Origin of the sequence: Psychrobacter sp. PL19, assembly GCF_017875835.1 — a bacterium.
In the GTDB taxonomy this organism is placed as follows: Bacteria; Pseudomonadota; Gammaproteobacteria; order Pseudomonadales; family Moraxellaceae; genus Psychrobacter.
This window is the reverse complement of sequence record NZ_JAGING010000001.1, coordinates 1151419-1165352: the sequence shown is the minus strand read 5'-3', so window position 1 is coordinate 1165352 and position 13934 is coordinate 1151419. Positions and strand designations below refer to the sequence as shown.

Sequence of the window (13934 nt, the reverse complement as noted above, 5' to 3'; positions counted from 1 at the left end):
CGCTTATTATAAAAAACGCACACTATACAGCGCCAACTGATTAACAAACTGATTAACAAACTGAACAGAGAATATTATGCCAATATCGTCGCAGCTTGCTCCATTAATGACTATTAATAACGGCCGCCTATCATCAGCTACATGGCTGTGTTCAAAAAATAATAATGCACGTCCTGATGGTATAAATATCAACGCTATCGTCATTCATAATATCAGCTTACCACCCAATGAGTTTGGCGCATGCGATGCTAATGGCTTGCACTATGTTAAAGCATTATTTACCAATCAATTAGACTGGCAGGCGCATCCATATTTTCAAACTATTGAGGGCGCAGAAGTTTCGGCGCATCTATTCATTGAGCGTGATGGGGCCATTACTCAATTTGTAGACTTTAATGAACGCGCATGGCATGCAGGGAGATCCAGCTACCTTGGCCGTTCTGAGTGTAATGATTATAGCATTGGTATTGAGCTTGAAGGCTCAGATTTTGTGCCATTTACAGCGTTGCAATATGAGATGCTGGGGCAAGTGGTCGCAGCCTTATATGACGCCTATCCTAAAACCCGCCGACATTTAACTGGTCATAGCGATATCGCCCCTGGTCGCAAGACCGATCCGGGTGATTATTTTGAATGGGCGCGGTTGCGTGAGACTGTTGCCACATTATTGTCTTAGATCAAAAGACAGAATTATATAGCCAGCTTATAAACTGTTATCAACGCCTCACATTCCACATCCAATCCATTTATATGTGCTACGAAAATGCTATAATCCGTCAGTTTTTTTTGACCTTAGTAAGTTAATAGATAACTTAGCAAACCAATAGGCACAATAGGTTCTCATGGCAAAAAGTCGGTTATTTCGTTCAACCATGGTGGTCAGCAGTATGACCATGTTGTCGCGTATTTTAGGATTGGTACGTGACATAGTGTTATTAAGTGTTTTTGGTGCAGGCGGTTTGATGGATGCCTTTTTGGTCGCCTTTAAGATACCTAACTTTTTGCGGCGGCTATTTGCTGAAGGCGCGTTCAGCCAAGCCTTTGTACCCGTGTTGTCCGAATACAAAGAAAAATATAGCTTACAACAGGTACAGATCTTGGTCAGTCGCACTTCAGGGGCACTGTTGCTAATTTTATCGATGCTTACCGTGGTGGTTATGTTGATGGCACCCTGGGTAGTGACTTTATTTGCGCCCGGCTTTGTGGATCAGCCCGATAAGTTTGCTATCACAGCAGAACTATTGCGCCTAACCTTTCCTTATTTATTATTTATCTCGATGACCGCCTTTGCCAGTGGTATTTTACAAAGTTACGGTCGCTTTGCAGCACCTGCTTTTGCACCAGTATTATTAAACCTGTGTATGATTGGCGCAGCGCTGGTCTTCTCGCCGATGTTCGAAACGCCCATTATGGCGCTCGGCTACGCAGTGGCTATCGCTGGCTTATTACAGTTATTGATTCAACTGCCACAGTTGTCGCAACAAAAGCTGTTGGTCCTACCTAAAATCGACTTTCAGCATGAAGGCGTCAAACGCATCCTAAAGTTGATGCTTCCTGCTATTTTTGGGGTATCGGTTACTCAGATTAACTTGCTGCTCAATACTATATTTGCCTCGCTTATGATTGGTGGTTCAGTTTCCTGGTTATATGCTGCTGAGCGTATGAGTGAGCTACCATTAGGACTGATTGGAGTGGCAATTGGTACGGTTATTCTACCGAGCTTGTCAAAAAGTGAAGCCCAAAAAGATGATGTCACCTTTAAAAAGACCATTGATTGGGCGGCGCGACTGATTGTGGTGGTCGGTCTGCCCGCCGCCGCCGCGTTGTTTATGCTCTCTGATGTGCTGATGCAGGCGCTGTTCTTACGCGGTGAGTTTACTATGCGTGATGCACAAATGAGTTCGCTTGCGCTACGTAGTATGGCAGGTGGTATTTTAGGCTTTATGCTTATTAAAGTATTCGCTCCAGCCTTTTTTGCCCGTCAAGATATCAGAACACCAGTGAAAATCGGTATTATTTCAGTCTTTGCTAATATGGTTTTTAGCGTTATTTTTATTGGTATATTTTATTTACTTGAGATTCCGCTACACGGTGGTCTAGCACTCGCCACTACCGGTGCTTCTTTTGTTAATGCCGGTCTATTATACTATTTCTTACACAAACGAGATATTTTCCGTTTTGGTAGCCATTGGAAGAAGCTATTTGCGCAGTTTGTAATGGCCACCAGCGCCATGGTCGGCGTACTTTATGTGATGCTGCCCTACTTCCCCACCGGCGAGGCACAATGGCAGCGTTTGGTTGCGCTGCTCATTATGTGTAGCGTTGGCGCAGCCGTCTATGGCGTCGTGTTATTGGCCAGTGGCTTTCGTCCGCACCAGCTTAAACATGGTTAAATGACTCCTATTAATGTGGTGCTACTTTACCAAACAGGCACAAGCTTAAATGAATAATGGACTGTTAACGGTACTAATAGTTGCCATAATTAACTATCCATGTATAAATGAAATTTGAGGTTTGATATGAACACTAAACAGTTAACATTTCAACGCTTACCAATAGTAATCGCTACTGGTGTATTCAGTGTAGGACTGCTATTAAGTGGTTGCAGTAATAGTGATAAAAATGACGGCAACGATAGCGCTGAGACCGCAATGGATGTTGAGAATAATACGAATGATACGGCAGCAGTGGCCACTCAAGATGCAGAAGCGCCTGATGCTGAGAGCACTGCAAGCATTCTTGACAATAGAGGTGTACAGATAACAGATGGCCTTGAAGATAAAAGTGAAACGGCCATTAGTAGCGATAATGTTAATCCATTAACAGCGGCTACTAAGCAGCCAAGCCTAGTGTCCAATCCCACTCAAGCAGGTACGCCTGAGGATACTGTCAAGCAAGCGCTCGATACTTTATATTATGGCGATGTCAAACAGGCCGCGACCTATTATAAAGTCGATATGGCAAACTTCGTGGACGAGCTGACCAAAACCCAATATGCCTTTCAGCAAACCGTTGCTGGGGTCACTATTACTGATACCAAATATAGTAGCGATAAAACTCGCGCCTCTATCTCTGGTGAGCTGAGGCTAAAAGACCAAAATGAGCCTGTACCACTGACCTATGAGTTACAGAAAATAAATGGTGAATGGAAAATTTTGGGCTAAAAATAGCCACTACAAAGTTTGAGAGCTGAAACAGGCTAAATTTGGTTACTGTTATCTACAGCAAGCGCTTTGCCAAGCATAACAACATCGGCGATAAAACCTTGCATGTCACACACTTGTGGCATATATCCCCACTGCTCAAAGCCGAGCTTGTTGAATAGACCGAGACTGGGTTGATTGTGAGCAAAGACCAGCGCTACCACATTTTGAATACCCAGGCTTGGCGCTTGCGTTAGCATCCAACGGGTTAATAACTTACCAAGCCCTCTCCCATGATAGTCGTAATGCAAATAAACACTAATCTCACTGCTGATGTTATAGGCAGTACGCGCATATAAATCGCTAAAACTGCCCCAAGCAATAATTATTGATGTAGGCTCCATTGCGTCAATCTGATCGGTTGGATCGGTGTGGTTAATAGCGTTTACTGTTTTAACCACATAGATTGGACGGGTAGGATTATTGAGATGGTCCTCAAACCAAGCAGCGCGTTCATCACTGGTGACTGGTACTAAGTTGGCCGTGGCCTGTTTGCCAGCAATGGTTTGATTATAAATGGCTAAGATAACTGAAAGGTCTTCTATGCCTGCACGCTGTACTATAAACTGGTCAGTAAGCCTATCTACAGATAACATGGTCGGCGCAGCGTTGATGTCGGACATAATAGTTCTCATAATTAGTGAATGACTTATAAACAATGATCAGTTTTTAGAGTTTGGGCGTTAATGATGTGAGTGGTGCTATTTTACTTTATAATGACTAGCTTTAGACACCTCAAATGTCATCATAGACGTGTTTCTTCATTTCTTATTTGGTCTTATCATAGCTGCAAACTTATGAATACCTATTTTCTTGAACAATTGATTGCGTTACCAAACGCGACGCTCACAGATACTAAACTAATAGAGTTAGCGCCTTGTGTGCTCACTATTGGTAACTTCGACGGTGTGCATCTGGGCCATCAAGCGATGCTCGCCCAAGTCCAAAGTTTGGCGGAACAGCAAAAATTGAGTGCGGCAGTGATGGTATTCGAGCCTCAGCCACGTGAATTTTTTGCGCCAGCAACCGCTCCTGCACGTTTAACTAATTTAGCAGAAAAACAAGCTTTATTGGCAGAATTTGGAGTTGAGACCTTAATTGTAGCCAACTTTGATACTAATTTTCGGGCGCTATCAGCGCAAGCGTTTGCTGACATTTTAGCGCAACGCTTAAATGTAAAAGCCCTAGTATTAGGCGATGACTTCTGTTTTGGCCACGATCGTACTGGTGACAGTCAATTTTTACGGGCATATGGCTTGCAGGTGACTAATTTACATACGGTCACTGACGATACAGATACCGCTAAGCGCATCAGCTCTACTCGTGTTCGTGATTTACTATTGGCCGGTGATATCAACGCTGCTAACCAGCTACTTAAACGCGACTATGCTATCACTGGTCCAGTTATTGGCGGCGATAAAATCGGGCGCACGATGAACTTCCCGACCGCAAATATAGATTTGGCGCGAATCAAACCTGCCTTGCACGGTATCTTTGCGGTAGATGTCGTACGTTTGGATGGTTCTGGAGAGGTCATACCTAATGGCTTAACCGAATTAGCAGACAATGAACAAACAGGGGTAGCCGGTCTGCGTCCTGATAGCTTATTTGGTACTGCCAGTGTTGGTACTAGACCTTCTGTGAATAAAGGCGATGAATGGCGCTTAGAGATTCACTTCCCGCAATTCCAAGCGAATTTATATGATCAAACTTTGCACGTACGTTTTTTGCATTTCTTACATGGTGAGCGTAATTACGCAGGGTTAGAGGCACTAAAAACCGGTATCCATAGCGATGTGGCAGATTTACTTGAATGGCGGTCACAGCAGCTTAATTAAAAACCTGCACTTAATTTAAAAAACCCACAAGCATAAGCATTGTGGGTTTTTTTGTATTCAATCAATACTATTGGTTCAAGGTACTGAGTTTAGCAAGTCGTCACTGACGATCAATTACGCACTCGGATGCAAACGTACATTCAAGTCATCGATAACCTCAACCCATGCGGCATCTTTGGTCCATTCTTCTTGCAAGAACATGCGTTGATTGTCCTTCCAAATATCAGACTCTATCAGCTTTTCCTCTTTTGCTAGCTGGTTTTTTTCTACGAAGGCGTCAATAGCCGCATCTGAGCTATCCAATCCCAACTGGGCAAATAAGTCATTAATACTATAATCAGGGTCACCTAACATAATTTTCTCCTTGAGGATTTGTGGTCGATCGTACTGTTTCAATTTTTATTGCTGGTTATACGTTGTTTATATTTCCTTAGGACATAAGGCTTGCGTCGCAATTTATTGTAGCAAGCTCTACCTCAAAAGCTGTTATGCAACGTTACCAGTTATGTTAACGTCAATGTTGTCCAATAAATAAAAAGACAAAAAAGCCCTCAATGAAGAGGGCTTTTTTATTCTATAACGCTAGTGGTTTAACAGCCTGTCTACTTATGGCAGTAGATGCGACACGGCATCACGCTCTTCGCTAAGTTCTTGCTCAGTAGCCGCCATTTTCTCTTTCGAGAAATCAGATGACACATCAAGGTCAGCAACGATAGACCAGTCGCCATTTTTGCAAGTACATGGGAACGAGTAAATCAAGCCTTTGGCAATACCATATTCGCCGTTAGAGTAAACGCCCATTGATACCCAATCGTTATCATCGGTGCCCATTACCCAAGTACGTACGTGTGCAATAGCAGCATTGCCAGCAGAGGCCGCAGAAGAAGCGCCGCGCGCTTTAATAATTGCAGCACCACGTTTTTGGACTTCTGGAATATAAGTGTTTTCGTACCAATCACGATCTACTAGATCTAGAGCTGGCTTACCATTTACAGTACAAGTGGTCAAATCAGGATACTGAGTAGATGAATGGTTACCCCAAATAATCATTTTTTTCACGTCATTGATGGTGGTGTCGGTTTTTTCGGCCAACTGTGCCATCGCGCGGTTGTGATCTAAACGAGTCATAGCAGTGAAATTACGTGGGTCTAGATCTGGTGCGTTACGCTGAGCGATAACGGCGTTGGTATTAGCAGGGTTGCCCACGACTAATACTTTGACATCACGGCTTGCCACCTCATTCAAGGCTTTACCTTGTGCTGAGAAAATCGCAGCATTGGCTTCTAATAAGTCTTTACGTTCCATACCTGGGCCACGAGGACGTGAGCCTACCAGCAAAGCATAGTCGACATCTTTAAAAGCAACAGTGGCATCGTCAGTTTGTACAATACCTGCGACTAAAGGAAATGCACAGTCTTCTAATTCCATGACCACACCTTTAAGTGCATCAAGTGCTGGGGCGATTTCAAGTAATTGCAAAATAATAGGCTGATCATTACCTAGCATTTCGCCAGATGCAATACGAAAAAGCATAGCATAGCTGATATTACCAGCGGCACCAGTCACGGCAACACGTACAGGCTGTTTCATAGAATATTCCCTAATTAATTATTAGATAATTTTGTCTTCATTTTAAACATAGTCGTCCATCTAAACATCATCTAAACATAGTGATTTTAGATATAGAATTGTTCAATGAGAGTGGTTACAAACCGAAAGCTAGTGTAGCACTTCATTTGGTGAATCGTCTAGAGACAATCCGATGCCTATTAATGACTATATTGTTACATTTTATACAGTCTAAAATTTGCGGGTGGGGAGGAAAGTTATAATAAAAGAGAGCAGAGAGGGCTAAAAAACGGCTTAGAGTCCACTTTATTAAGATTATTTAAAGTAACGTTATATTTAAGTAGGAGAAATATATTGAGTGACAGTATTTTGAGTGACAGTGTTTTGAGTGACAGTGTTTTGAATGACAGTGTTTTGAATGACAGTGTTTTGAATGACAGTATTTTGAATGACAGTATTTTGAAAAAAATTCTCACCAATAAAGTGTTGCAAAAGACCTTATTTACCACCTGAGATAATAAAATTTGTGCCGCAGTTATCTACTACCTTGTTGCAAGTGCCAAATTGGCTGCCTTCGTAACAAACGTGAACATCGGTAAGCATGGTCTGACGTCGACTGCCCGCTTGGCAAATCAAGTCAATACTGGCTGAGGTCATTCCACTATTCAAGCGAGTCATTTGACTGATAAAGCGTAATTTGGAAACGGTATAGGTATTGCCCGTATTCAACTCATTGGGTAGCTTTAATGCTCCAGCATGATTGACGATCTGGCGAAAATAACTGCTAGCACTTAACGGACTACAAGCGCCGTAGTGTTGCCACGCTTGAGTACGGACAGTGGTGTCAGGCATGATACGGTTGACCACTTTTAACTGTAATGGCGTTAAACGTGGCTCGCTACCCCGTCCACAGCGTTCGCCATAACCGAGATCGAGACCAGAGACCGTTAGAGAGTAACCCTCTAAGCATTGACGCATACGCGCTCGCGAAGGCTGCAGACTACATAGGGCTGGGGTCATCTCAATCATCAAGACTCGTTGGCCGGTCTTAGCCGCATTGGCCGCTTGTGCTGAGCTTAGCATGAGCCCTGGTAATAACAGTAAACCGGCAATTTTGAGTGCTGTGTTGGACTTGTTATATTTTTTATCCGCCGGGCTGACTTTTAATAGACTAAGACCTGATAAAGTGGCGCTTATAGTTAGTTGGTTGCCATTTAGTCTCTTTAGCAGGCGTACTCTTAACGCCGGACTGGCAGATAACTGATGTCCATTTTGTAATAATATCGGCAAATTTAAGTATTTCTTAATCATAAGTAACTTTTATTATCGTAAGTAACAAAGCATGTGACAGTGATCAAACAGGGTCTATAGGCTCAGATTATGGTGATTAAAATATCAATATTAGATGAACTAATAATAAAATAGGTTGATAGAAATATACGGGCGCTTACTAAGGTAATGGTAGCAAAATGCTTTTTTTAATCTATAGCAAAAACGTAAATTTAAGACTAATTATTTAATTGTGACAACCATAATATGGTTAGAAATACACTTTTTGCGAGAAGACACAGGTTTAATATCTAGTAAACCCCAGAGAACCAACTGAGGTCAGTTAAGAATAGACCTCTTGCAAAAGTACCATTTCATTAGCTTTCATGAACGAAGCTTCAACGGCTAGCGACGACTTATGCAAGAGGTCTAATATAGAGGGCAAAGGCCGTGTAAACGTCTGCTACCCTGTTAATAAGCCGCTGGCAAATTAATGCTAACGGCTCAGTACGCTCTTAAAAATTATATTAACAGTTATGCTACCCATCACAATAACAGCTAACTATTTATTAATGGTGGCTTTCTCATACAAAATTCTAAACGTTAGCAAGTCTTTTTAAAACGCTGCAGGAATTGTGCCCATGCGCTGGCTAATAGGTTGGGGGCTACCGAGTAAGCTACTATAAATAGTGGCATTTTCCATCACGTGCTTGACGTAATCACGGGTCTCAGGATAAGCAATTGATTCGACATACTGATCAGCAGCCAGTGAGCCATAAGTAGGCTGCCAGCGCTTAGCATTATTAGGGCCAGCATTATAACCAGCAGTGGCAAGTACCGGCTGACGGTTTAGCTTTCCCAAGATATCACTCATATACCAGGTACCATAGCGAATATTGGTATCGCCGCTATTCGCATTGCTAGCACTATAAGATTCGCCTAAATTACGAGCAATATATTTTGCCGTGTCAGGCATGATTTGCATCAAACCACTGGCGCCAACGTTGGAGCGCGCTGAGCTCACGAAGCGACTTTCTTGACGCATAATGCCATAAGCCCATGCTGGATCAATACCTGCTGACCGGCTATGCCGTACGACAGCATCTTGGTGCGGCATAGGATATGATAAGGCCAAACTGCTGGCTCTATCAGTATTATCAGCAGCATAGACCGCACGATCAAGCCAACCCATATCATGTGCTTGTCGGGCGGCAGCAATAATTAGGTTGTCATCACGATTATCACGTGCCACCTTGACCGCCCAGTTCCATTCACGGTTGGCATAAGCACGGCTAGCATCGGCGTTATATAAGGCAAAAGCGCGAGCAAAGTTCGGATCCTGCATGGCACGAGCACGGTCAGCGTTGCTAACGTTTGGTAAGTTACTGCCGCCTAAACGACTAACATCAAAACGCTGACCCACTTTATCTTTTGCCATTAGGCCATAATAATCGTTGCTTTTGGCCAGATGCTGGTACATTTTTTTAGCGGTATTACGCTTGCTACGATCGTTTGATTGCTCATAGGCGCGTGCTAGCCAGTACTGCCATTGGCTGGATTTTTGAGTTTCTGCCTCCATACGTGAAATGGCCTCAACCACATCATCCCAACGACTAAAGCGAATAGCCGCTTTGGCATAGTCTTCGGCCTCTTCATAATTAAAGTCATCATCTAGACTGCTACGAAACCAGTCAACGGCCTCAGAGTCAAAGCCATCATCGGTGGTATGACTCATCCGCTGAACGCCAAGAATACGATAAGCATAACGGCGCGTATCATCGGTCAATAAGCGGGCTGAACGCTGATTGTCTTGCTTAATATCAAAGTCTAGCTGGAGCGCGGCTTCACGATAGGATTTATCCGCGATACGTCCAATAGCATATAGATATAGATACTGATTGGTTTGGCTTTGAGGTTGCATACCAAAGCGGCTAAAAAACGAGCTCGGGTTCAGCTGGATTTCACTCAACGCTGAATAGGGAATCGGGGTGCCAAGCCGTGATGATAGCGCCATAATGTCGCCAGTTTTGCCTTTACGCAGCATGCGCTTAAGACGCGCCATGCGATCTTGATTACTGATCAACACGTTATTATTCATCTCAGTTGCTAGCTGATCACACAGCGCCGGCTGCTTTAAGGTAGTCAGCCAAACATCTGATTTCTCTGCCAAGGCACGCATGGTGTCGCCGCCATTATTAAAGCCCAGCCCAATCGCACAGCGCTCACTGCGATCACCGTTGGTAATCAAATTAGCCACCTGCCGTACGGAAGCATAATCACCTGATGCAGCTTTAGTCTCAGCAAAGTCAGCCACCAACTTTTCTGCCATAACAGTATTGGGATATTGGCGTACAAATTGTGACACGGCCGCCGAGCTTTGCGCATTCAAATCTAAATTCATACGCCAATAAGTAGGATACATAGCAAACAGACCACCACTCATCAACTGCTCATAGTTATACAACGCGCTGATATCACCACGATTTGCTGCCTGCGCTGCGGCACTAAAAGAGTTGATACTACTGTCCTGCTGATCATAGCTACCAACATAAAGAGCCGGATCATAAGGAGCCGGATCGGCACAGGCCACTTGTGATAGCACTAGCGCGCTCATTGCTGTTGCCAAACTAAGCGTGCCCACTCGCAGTGAGTCAATATTAAATCGGCTAGAATTATGACTGGTTTGACCATTGGGTACCACAAGGTTGTCATTAGTATTGTCATGAATGGGCTTGGCAACGCGATGCTTGGTCATACTTACTCTCTTTATGATCTTAATGGTTATTTAATATTTGACTTTTTATTTTGGTACTGAAATTTTCATAATAAAGTATTTTAAGAATGCAGTATTTAAACATCAGGGCACAATACTGTATCTTAAGATCAGTATTTTTAACTCGGAGGCTCAGTCTTTGAAACAGCTATCATTAAAATACCTTAAAAACGCGACGGTACTGCTGGTATAGGCTTTTTGCAGCCTCTGTCTGCGTAGGCACAGCAAGCAAGAAAAACGTATGCCAGCAGTAGGTTATGTGTCGATATTACTTTTCATTGACTATGTTAAGACGTGCTAAGTAAAATTGTTAAACAAAAGCACCAACATGGTAAGCACAGCTATTCTCTGTATCTAGGATAATGAGTCTGGCCATAACGATCAGCGGCGTTCGAAGGTCAAAAAATACATCCCGCCAGCAACGCAATACTCATCATACTATATCTTTTTGACTTTCAACCAGCTCCCTTACCATTTGTAAATAAACAGGACAGCGACCTGCAATACAAGGGTGATACTCGGATCAATTACTAGGGTTACTCAGACATCTTTCACCTTATCGACGGAACCATTAAAACTTAGGTAGAATGCTCCTTTAATGACCGTTACCATCTAAATTAGTATAAAATTTCATAAGCAATTGATAGTATTATAATTATTTTTTATACTTATATCTAATCATGTCGCGTTACTTTTCACATTAGTCCATGGTTATGATAAAATGCGCCACCCATTAATGGCTTGCCGCCGCTATATTTTGTTTGCTAATCATGGACTTTCGCTTATGAGTGTTTCTGTATTTAATCCTCGCATCAATGACCCTGCACTCGAAGCGCCAGTTTCAGAGCAAGTAAATGTCGCTACCATCGAAGCGCCGGTTTCAGAGCAGGTCAATGCCGCTGCAATAAAAAAAGTCTTTATCGCCACCCAAGGCTGTCAGATGAATGTCTATGACTCTGACAAAATGCTCGACGTCCTTGGCGACTCGCATGGTATGCAAGTGACCCATAATATAGATGAAGCAGATGTATTGTTGATGAATACCTGTTCTATCCGCGAAAAAGCACAAGAAAAAGTATTCTCAGAATTAGGCCGCTGGCGCAAACTAAAAGAAAAACGTCCAGACCTAGTGATTGGGGTTGGTGGCTGCGTGGCCTCGCAAGAAGGCGATAATATCCAAAAGCGTGCGCCTTATGTCGATATGGTGTTCGGCCCACAAACCTTGCATCGCCTACCAGAGCTGTATGATCAATCAAACCAGCAGCGCCACATTTCACCAAAGAACCGAATTGGTACGATTGATATCTCCTTCCCTAGTATTGAAAAGTTCGATTTTTTGCCCGAGCCAAAAGTCGATGGTTTTAAAGCCTTTGTCTCTATCATGGAAGGTTGCTCAAAGTATTGTTCGTTCTGCGTGGTTCCTTATACACGCGGCGAAGAACTCTCGCGCCCGCTTGATGACGTGTTGGCCGAGATTGACAGCTTAGCGGCTCAAGGTGTACGTGAAATCAACCTATTGGGTCAAAACGTCAATGGTTATCGCGGCGAAAAAGATGACAACAGTATTTGCCGCTTTGCCGAGCTACTACATTATGTATCGCACGTGGATGGTATCGAGCGTATTCGTTATACCACCAGCCATCCGCTAGAATTCACTGATGATATCATCGATGCTTATGCACAGTTACCACAGCTGGTATCGCACCTACATCTACCCGTACAAAGTGGCTCAAATGCCATATTGGCCGCGATGAAACGCAACCATACTATTGACGTTTATATCACTCAAATTGATAAACTAAAAGCCATTCGTCCAGATATTCATTTATCAAGCGATTTCATTATTGGCTTCCCAGGTGAGACCGATGAAGACTTTCAGCAAACCTTGCAATTGGCAAAAGACTTAAACTTCGACCATTCTTATAGCTTTATTTATTCCAAGCGTCCAGGCACACCAGCAGCAGAGCTACCGGATGATGTCAGCTTTAAGACCAAAAAAGCCCGTTTGGCTGAGTTCCAAAAGGTAATTATAGATTCTACTCTGCAAAAATCGCATGACATGGTTGGTACGACCGCCCGCGTATTGGTCGAGCAAGTGGCCAATCGTCATCCAGACTGCCTAATAGGCACCGCAGATAATACCCGTACGGTGATGTTCCCTTATAATCCTGAACAGATGGATGAGCTACTGGGTAAAATTGTCAGCGTCCGTATCACTGATTTCGTCAGTCCGCATATGGTCAAAGGTGAGCTTGAATCTATATTGGCTTAAGTAAGCCCAAACTCAATTGAGCGTACATTGTCATTAAAATCATAAAACATAAAAAAGCTGCTAATACTTTGCTATTAGCAGCTTTTATTTTAGCTATAGTCAATGAAAAGTAATATCGATACATAATTTACTGCTGGCGTAAGTCTTTATTGCTTGCTGTGCCTACGCAGACAGAGGCTGCAAAAAGCTCATACCAGCAGTACCGTCGCGTTTTTAAGGTATTTTAACTATATTAAGCAATGTTTAAATGCTCAAATAACCAATCAAGCCATAAAGCTGCTCACAACATCAGCCAACAAGGCAGCGGCAATTAAGATGAATATTACCCCGCAACCCCGGTTGAGCCAAGCTAAGCGGTCACTAACATCCAGCCAGCCCGCAAGCTTTTTACCACCAAGAGTATAAATAAGCTGCCAGATGGTTTCACTCAAAAATAGACCTAGGGTCAACATAATGTATTGTGGCCATAATGGCGCACTGAAATTGATAAATTTAGGGAAAAAAGCCGCAAAAAATAAAATCGCTTTGGGATTGGACAACGATACCCAAATACCCGTTCTAAATAGCAGCCAATCACTAGGAATCGCTTTGGCTGCCGCTCTAGGCGGTGAATGTGGTAAAGATGCGGGTTTATTATCCGGCATTATAGAGCTCGATATCAGCTCGGCGTCAACCTCTGCGCTCATGGCGCTGGCAGTATTCATCAAGCTATTATCAGTAGTATTATCACGCCATGATGAAACGCCTAAATATATCAAATATAACGCGCCAATAGACTTGATAACAGTCAGTAACCATGGCGACTGCCGACTAATAACATCTAGTCCTAGAAGAGTAGAAAGTAGCAGAATAAATAGTCCAAGACTCAACCCTGCTAAGGTCCATAGCGTCCGCTTGACACCATAATTCAGTCCATATTGAAATGCCAATAGCATATTTGGGCCAGGGGTAGCTGAGATAAAAAACGTACTAGCAAAAAATACCGCCAACAGATGCCACGACATCAACCA

General features: G+C 43.2%; 12 protein-coding genes. 6 read left to right on the top strand and 6 right to left on the bottom strand.

What is annotated here, in order from left to right:
• Positions 1–76: 76 nt before the first annotated feature.
• From ampD to H4W00_RS04715, 3 genes are all read left to right on the top strand, one after another.
• Positions 77–676, top strand: coding sequence for a 1,6-anhydro-N-acetylmuramyl-L-alanine amidase AmpD (gene ampD, locus H4W00_RS04725; RefSeq protein ID WP_209956466.1), 600 nt, complete (start codon positions 77–79; stop codon positions 674–676).
• A gap of 166 nt (positions 677–842) precedes the next feature.
• Positions 843–2393 (top strand): murein biosynthesis integral membrane protein MurJ, encoded by a 1551-nt coding sequence (gene murJ / locus H4W00_RS04720; protein ID WP_209956465.1) that lies wholly within the window; start codon positions 843–845, stop codon positions 2391–2393.
• Positions 2394–2519: 126 nt separating this feature from the next.
• Positions 2520–3164, top strand: coding sequence for a hypothetical protein (locus H4W00_RS04715; RefSeq protein ID WP_209956464.1), 645 nt, complete (start codon positions 2520–2522; stop codon positions 3162–3164).
• A 35-nt stretch (positions 3165–3199) separates the two neighbouring features.
• On the opposite strand, the gene H4W00_RS04710 is transcribed toward H4W00_RS04715, so the two are convergent.
• Complete coding sequence (locus H4W00_RS04710) at positions 3200–3826, bottom strand: GNAT family N-acetyltransferase (RefSeq protein ID WP_209956463.1); 627 nt, start codon at positions 3824–3826, stop codon at positions 3200–3202.
• A gap of 174 nt (positions 3827–4000) precedes the next feature.
• On the opposite strand from H4W00_RS04710, the gene ribF reads away from it, so the two are divergent.
• Complete coding sequence (gene ribF / locus H4W00_RS04705) at positions 4001–5041, top strand: riboflavin biosynthesis protein RibF (RefSeq protein ID WP_209956462.1); 1041 nt, start codon at positions 4001–4003, stop codon at positions 5039–5041.
• Positions 5042–5155: 114 nt separating this feature from the next.
• Here ribF and H4W00_RS04700 read toward each other — a convergent pair whose 3' ends face one another.
• A complete protein-coding gene (locus tag H4W00_RS04700) occupies positions 5156–5395 on the bottom strand; it encodes a DUF2789 family protein (RefSeq protein ID WP_209956461.1) in 240 nt (79 codons plus the stop codon).
• 252 nt (positions 5396–5647) lie between these two features.
• The gene (locus H4W00_RS04695) at positions 5648–6631 is read right to left on the bottom strand and encodes a malate dehydrogenase (RefSeq protein WP_209956460.1); all 984 of its coding nucleotides are present in this window, start codon (positions 6629–6631) and stop codon (positions 5648–5650) included.
• 333 nt (positions 6632–6964) lie between these two features.
• Between H4W00_RS04695 and H4W00_RS04690 the strand changes: the two genes are divergently transcribed.
• The gene (locus tag H4W00_RS04690) at positions 6965–7123 is read left to right on the top strand and encodes a hypothetical protein (protein WP_209956459.1); all 159 of its coding nucleotides are present in this window, start codon (positions 6965–6967) and stop codon (positions 7121–7123) included.
• Here the strand turns inward: H4W00_RS04690 and H4W00_RS04685 are convergent.
• Together H4W00_RS04685 and H4W00_RS04680 are read right to left on the bottom strand one after the other, a co-directional pair.
• Positions 7109–7921, bottom strand: coding sequence for a ribonuclease T2 (locus tag H4W00_RS04685; protein ID WP_327192429.1), 813 nt, complete (start codon positions 7919–7921; stop codon positions 7109–7111). The genes H4W00_RS04690 and H4W00_RS04685 overlap by 15 nt on opposite strands.
• A 574-nt stretch (positions 7922–8495) precedes the next feature.
• A complete protein-coding gene (locus H4W00_RS04680; protein WP_334684991.1) occupies positions 8496–10493 on the bottom strand; it encodes a lytic transglycosylase domain-containing protein in 1998 nt (665 codons plus the stop codon).
• Between the two features lie 943 nt (positions 10494–11436).
• On the opposite strand from H4W00_RS04680, the gene miaB reads away from it, so the two are divergent.
• Positions 11437–12924: a tRNA (N6-isopentenyl adenosine(37)-C2)-methylthiotransferase MiaB gene (gene miaB / locus H4W00_RS04675; protein ID WP_209956457.1), complete on the top strand. Its 1488-nt coding sequence runs from the start codon at positions 11437–11439 to the stop codon at positions 12922–12924.
• A 263-nt stretch (positions 12925–13187) separates the two neighbouring features.
• Here the strand turns inward: miaB and H4W00_RS04670 are convergent, their stop codons facing one another.
• On the bottom strand, positions 13188–13928 hold the full coding sequence (locus H4W00_RS04670) for a LysE family translocator (protein ID WP_209956456.1): 741 nt from the start codon (positions 13926–13928) through the stop codon (positions 13188–13190).
• Positions 13929–13934 lie beyond the last annotated feature (6 nt).

Bases quoted from the DNA above. Each gene is read 5' to 3' on its own strand.
- ampD (WP_209956466.1), top strand. From the start codon at position 77: ATGCCAATATCGTCGCAGCTTGCTCCATTAATGACTATTAATAACGGC.
- murJ (WP_209956465.1), top strand. From the start codon at position 843: ATGGCAAAAAGTCGGTTATTTCGTTCAACCATGGTGGTCAGCAGTATG.
- H4W00_RS04715 (WP_209956464.1), top strand. From the start codon at position 2,520: ATGAACACTAAACAGTTAACATTTCAACGCTTACCAATAGTAATCGCT.
- H4W00_RS04710 (WP_209956463.1), bottom strand. From the start codon at position 3,826: ATGTCCGACATCAACGCTGCGCCGACCATGTTATCTGTAGATAGGCTT.
- ribF (WP_209956462.1), top strand. From the start codon at position 4,001: ATGAATACCTATTTTCTTGAACAATTGATTGCGTTACCAAACGCGACG.
- H4W00_RS04700 (WP_209956461.1), bottom strand. From the start codon at position 5,395: ATGTTAGGTGACCCTGATTATAGTATTAATGACTTATTTGCCCAGTTG.
- H4W00_RS04695 (WP_209956460.1), bottom strand. From the start codon at position 6,631: ATGAAACAGCCTGTACGTGTTGCCGTGACTGGTGCCGCTGGTAATATC.
- H4W00_RS04685 (WP_327192429.1), bottom strand. From the start codon at position 7,921: ATGATTAAGAAATACTTAAATTTGCCGATATTATTACAAAATGGACAT.
- H4W00_RS04680 (WP_334684991.1), bottom strand. From the start codon at position 10,493: ATGAGCGCGCTAGTGCTATCACAAGTGGCCTGTGCCGATCCGGCTCCT.
- miaB (WP_209956457.1), top strand. From the start codon at position 11,437: ATGAGTGTTTCTGTATTTAATCCTCGCATCAATGACCCTGCACTCGAA.
- H4W00_RS04670 (WP_209956456.1), bottom strand. From the start codon at position 13,928: ATGTCGTGGCATCTGTTGGCGGTATTTTTTGCTAGTACGTTTTTTATC.